The sequence below is a fragment of the Streptomyces sp. NRRL B-24572 genome, from assembly GCF_002156145.1.
Classification (GTDB): Bacteria; Actinomycetota; Actinomycetes; order Streptomycetales; family Streptomycetaceae; genus Streptomyces; species Streptomyces vietnamensis.
Window position 1 is genome coordinate 1 of sequence record NZ_MWIG01000469.1, and the last position, 4,381, is coordinate 4,381.

At 72.4% G+C, this 4,381-nt stretch carries 4 protein-coding genes; 3 read left to right on the plus strand and 1 reads right to left on the minus strand.

Annotated features, from left to right (window positions below):
- Positions 1-142: 142 nt before the first annotated feature.
- Entirely contained in the window at positions 143-397 is a 255-nt protein-coding gene (locus tag CCN56_RS26605) for an SHOCT domain-containing protein (RefSeq protein ID WP_179199992.1), read from the minus strand.
- Positions 398-641: 244 nt separating this feature from the next.
- Here CCN56_RS26605 and CCN56_RS26610 point away from each other — a divergent pair, with 244 nt between their 5' ends.
- From CCN56_RS26610 to CCN56_RS26620, 3 genes are all read left to right on the plus strand, one after another.
- Positions 642-1,862 (plus strand): nitrate/nitrite transporter, encoded by a 1,221-nt coding sequence (locus CCN56_RS26610; protein ID WP_086830504.1) that lies wholly within the window; start codon positions 642-644, stop codon positions 1,860-1,862.
- 94 nt (positions 1,863-1,956) lie between these two features.
- A complete protein-coding gene (locus CCN56_RS26615; RefSeq protein ID WP_086830505.1) occupies positions 1,957-2,694 on the plus strand; it encodes an ABC transporter ATP-binding protein in 738 nt (245 codons plus the stop codon).
- 2 nt (positions 2,695-2,696) lie between these two features.
- On the plus strand, positions 2,697-4,381 hold a 1,685-nt coding region (locus tag CCN56_RS26620; protein WP_143664632.1), incomplete at its 3' end, for an ABC transporter permease.

The following is a 4,381-nucleotide window of genomic DNA, read 5'->3' on the forward strand; positions in this document are numbered from 1 at the left end:
CGACCGGGCGCTCCGTGCCGTGCGGTGACCTCACGGAGCGCGTCGCGGTGTCCGCCCGGCTCCCCGGGCTTCCGACCGGCCATGCTCCCAGGGTGAGCGTGTGCGCCCACCTCCGCATCCCGGCACGGACCCGCGTCGGACACTACGTCTCCCCGCGCCGCAGGGCGCTCAGGCGCCTTCGGTACTCCTCCTCGTCGATCTCGCCCCGGGCCAACCGCTCGCCGAGGATCTCCTCGGGCCTGGTGGAGCCCTGACGCGCGGGCCGTCCCGCGGCACGGTCCAGCGTGCGGAAGACCAACACGGCAGCGGTGATGAGGAGGCCCCAGAACAGGACCATCCCCGCCGACATGGCGAACCAGCCCCAGCCGTTCATGCCGTTTCCGTACCAGAACATCATGGCCACTCACGCTCCCGGCGGCCCGACCGGCCGGCGTACGGGGCGTCCCCGCTCCCGATCGGGCCGGACACCCCCACGGTGCCCCGGCCGGCACAGGGGCGCACAGGGCCGACCGGCCCCCGCGGGGCCGCCGGTCGGGCACGGAAAGGGACGAGTGGCCCCTGGGGCCGGGATCCCCGTTCGCCGAGCGTGGGGAGCCGGCAGGCGTCCGCGTCGACTACGCGAGCTGCTACCAGGAGGCGTCATGATCCGGCGTACCGAGAGATCGCCACGCGCGGGCGATGCCCCTCGACCGTGGCAGATGCTGCTCCTGGCCACGGTCGGATTCGCCCTCTGCTTCTGGGCCTGGGCCCTGCTCGCCCCGCTCGGCCCCCGGCTGCGTGACGACCTCGACCTCAGTTCGTTCGAGCAGTCCCTGGTGGTCGCCGTGCCGGTGGTCGTCGGCGCGCTCGGCCGGATTCCGGCCGGAGCGATGACGGACCGATGGGGAGCTCGCCGGGTCTTCCCCCTCGTCGCCCTGCTGACCACCCTGCCGGTGCTCTATCTGGGGCACCTGGCGAACTCGTTGCCAAAGGTGCTGGCGGGCGGCTTCCTGCTCGGGCTCGGAGGAACGGCCTTCGCCGTCGGCGTCCCGTTCGTCAACGCCTGGTACCCGCCGGCACGCAGAGGCGTCGCCCTCGGGATCTTCGGCATCGGCACGGGCGGCACCGCCCTGTCGGCGTTCACCACCGTCCAGCTGACCGACTCCGTCGGGCGCGCCTTCCCCTTCGATCTGGTGGCCGGCTGCCTCGCCGTGTACGCCGTGACGGCCTGGTTCCTGCTGCGCGACCGTCCGGGACGCGCGACGGCGACGGGCTCTCTCCGGTCACGCACGGCCGCGGCCGTGCACACGCCCGCGACCTGGCAACTGGCGTTCCTGTACGCCGTGTCCTTCGGCGGGTTCGTCGCGTTCAGCGTCTACCTGCCGACCTATCTGACCCGGGCCTACGAGCTCGGCCGCTCCGACGCGGCCCTGCGGACCGCGGGATTCGTCGTCCTCGCGGTCGCCATGCGGCCCCTGGGCGGCTGGCTGTCGGACCGCGCACATCCCGTGCCCGTGCTCACGGGGTCGTACGGGCTCGTCGCCGTGTGCGCGCTTCTCGCCTCGTTCGAGGCGGAACTGGTTCCGGTCGGAACGGCGGCGTTCCTCGGCATGGCCGCCGGTCTGGGGGCCGGCTCGGGGGCGGTCTTCGCCCTCGTCGCGCGTCTCGTCCCGGCGGAGCGTGTCGGCTCGGTGACGGGCGTGGTCGGCGCTGCCGGAGGCCTCGGCGGCTTCTTCCCCCCGCTCGTGATGGGAGCCGTCGACGGCGTCGCGCACGACTACACGTGGGGATTCGTCCTCCTCGCCGTCACCGCGCTGATCGCCGGTGCGCTGACCTCCACGGTCGTCCGGCGACGTGCCCGGATCGCGGCGAACACGTCGTGAGGTGTCCGCCGGAGCCGGATTGGGCCGTTCGGACCATCATCCGGGCCTGGATGGCCGTAGCCGCCTTTTCCCTTCCGGGTTTCGGATGGAAATCATGAACAGCGACCGGCACCTCCTGGTCGCCACGGGAGTCCGCAAGATCTACCGGACGGGCTCGGTGGCGGTCACCGCCCTGGACGACCTGGACCTCTCCGTACGCCATGGAGAGATGGTCGGGGTCATGGGTCCGTCCGGCTCCGGGAAGACCACCCTGCTGAACTGTCTGTCCGGGCTCGACGACATCGACGGAGGCCGGGTGGAGATCGACGGCCACGACCTCTTCGCGATGTCGGACGCCGCACGCACGGAGCACCGCGCGCGCACGATGGGCTTCGTCTTCCAGTCGTTCAACCTCATCCCGGTCTTCTCCGCTGCGGAGAACGTCGAACTCCCCCTGCTGCTCGTCGGCACCCGGCCACGCGAGGCGCGGCGCAGGGCCCTGGCCATACTCGACCGCGTCGGCCTCGCCCACCGCGTGGAGCACAGGCCCAGCGAACTGTCCGGCGGTGAGCAACAACGCGTGACGATCGCCCGCGCCCTCGCCGGGCGGCCGGCGATCGTGTGGGCGGACGAGCCGACCGGCAACCTCGACAGCGCCATGGCCGACCAGGTCATGGACCTGCTGTGCGACCTCAACCGGGACGAGGGCCAGACGATCGTCCTGGTCACCCACGACAGTGCCATCGGGGCCCGCGTGCCCCGGCTGATCAGGATGCGCGACGGGCGGCTGGTCGACGACCTGCAGCAGATCGTCCCGGCCCCGGACACGGTGAACGACGTCTCCCGAGGCTGACGATGTACCCGAACCTTCTGGCCCCGCTTCTCATCGCACTCGCGCTCGTCCTCGTGGCGCTCGCCCTGGTGGCTGTACGGCAGCCCGTCTCACGCCGTCTGGCCTTCCGGCAGCTCGCCCGGCGGCGCACCGAGGCGGCGCTGGTGATCGGTGGATCGGTACTCGGAACGGCCATCATCATCGGCGCCCTGGTGGTCGGTGACACCCTGAACTTCTCGGTACGGCAAGAGGCGTACCGCACCCTCGGGCCGGTGGACGAGCGCGTCGTCGCACCGCCCGGCCCCGCCGGACGCACCGTCGCCGTGCGGCTCGCCGCCCTGACGAGCGACCCCGACGTCGACGGTGTGCTGACCGCCCAGGCCACCCAGGCGTCGGCCGTCAGCCGCTCCGGAGGGCGCCCGGTCGCCGAACCGCGCGTCCTGGCCTGGCAGATGGACTTCGACGAGGCGTCCCGGTTCGGCGCCCCGAACGGGGACTCCGGGCTCACCGGACCGGACCCGAAGCCCGGCCAGGTCGTCCTGAACGAGCCGCTGGCCCAGTCCCTGCGGGTGGGAGCCGGGGAGCCGATCACGCTCTACCTGTTCGGGTCCCCGCACACCTACCGGGTGGACCGTGTGGTGCCCGAGCGGGGCCTTGCCGGTGTGGGCCTGGGCGGCAGGCTGAACCGCGATGCCTTCCTGGCGCCGGGGACCCTGGACTCGGCCGCCCGCGCCGCCGGGACGGAGCCGCGCTCGGTCACCTTCGTGTCCAACCGCGGCGGCGTCGAGGGCGGCGACGCCCTGACCGGGAAGGTGACCGCGGACATCCGTGAGGCCGTGGGCCCGCTGTCCGCTCAGGCTGCGGTCGACGCTCCGAAGCACACGGTGCTGCGGGACGCCGAGCGGGCCGGGGACTCGCTCGGTGCCCTGTTCCTCATGATCGGCAGCTTCAGCATCATCGCGGGCGCCCTGCTCCTGGTGAACATCTTCGTGATGCTCGGTGAGGAGCGGAAGGCGCAGATGGGCATGGTGCGGGCCATCGGGATGAAGCGCTCCCGGCTGATCGGCTCCTTCACCCTGGAAGGTGCGGCGTACGCGCTGCTGTCCGCCCTGCCGGGCGTGGCCATCGGGGTCGCCGTCGGCTGGGGCGTCGCCGTGGTGGCCGCGCAGATCTTCCAGGGCTGGTCGGTCGGCGGCAGCAGCCTCCGGATCACGTTCGACGTCACCCCCACCAGCATCCTCAACGGCGTGGCCATGGGCCTGCTCATCGCGTTCGCCGCGATCCTCGCCACCAGCGTCCGCATCAGCCGGTTCAACATCATCGCCGCCATCCGGGACGTTCCCTCGGCGTCCGGAAGCCGCCCGCGCCGCAGGCTGCTCGTCGTGTGCAGCGCCCTGTCGGTCCTCTTCGCGCTGGCCGCCGTCCCCGCGGTGGCCCGTAGCCAGGCCGAAGCGACGTACCTCATGCCGGCGCTCGCCCTCTCCTTCGCCACCCCCGCCCTGCTCCGCGTGATGCCCCGGCACGCCGCCACCACCCTCGTCGCGGGCGCCGTGCTCGCCTGGACCCTCCTCGCTCCGGTCCTGCGTCCCGCGATCTTCGACACACCGTCCATGTCCGTGTACGTCATCCAGGGAGCTCTCGCCGCCTTCTCCGCGGTGGTACTCGTCAGCGACAACCAGAGGACCCTGCTGCGCCCCGTACGGCGGCT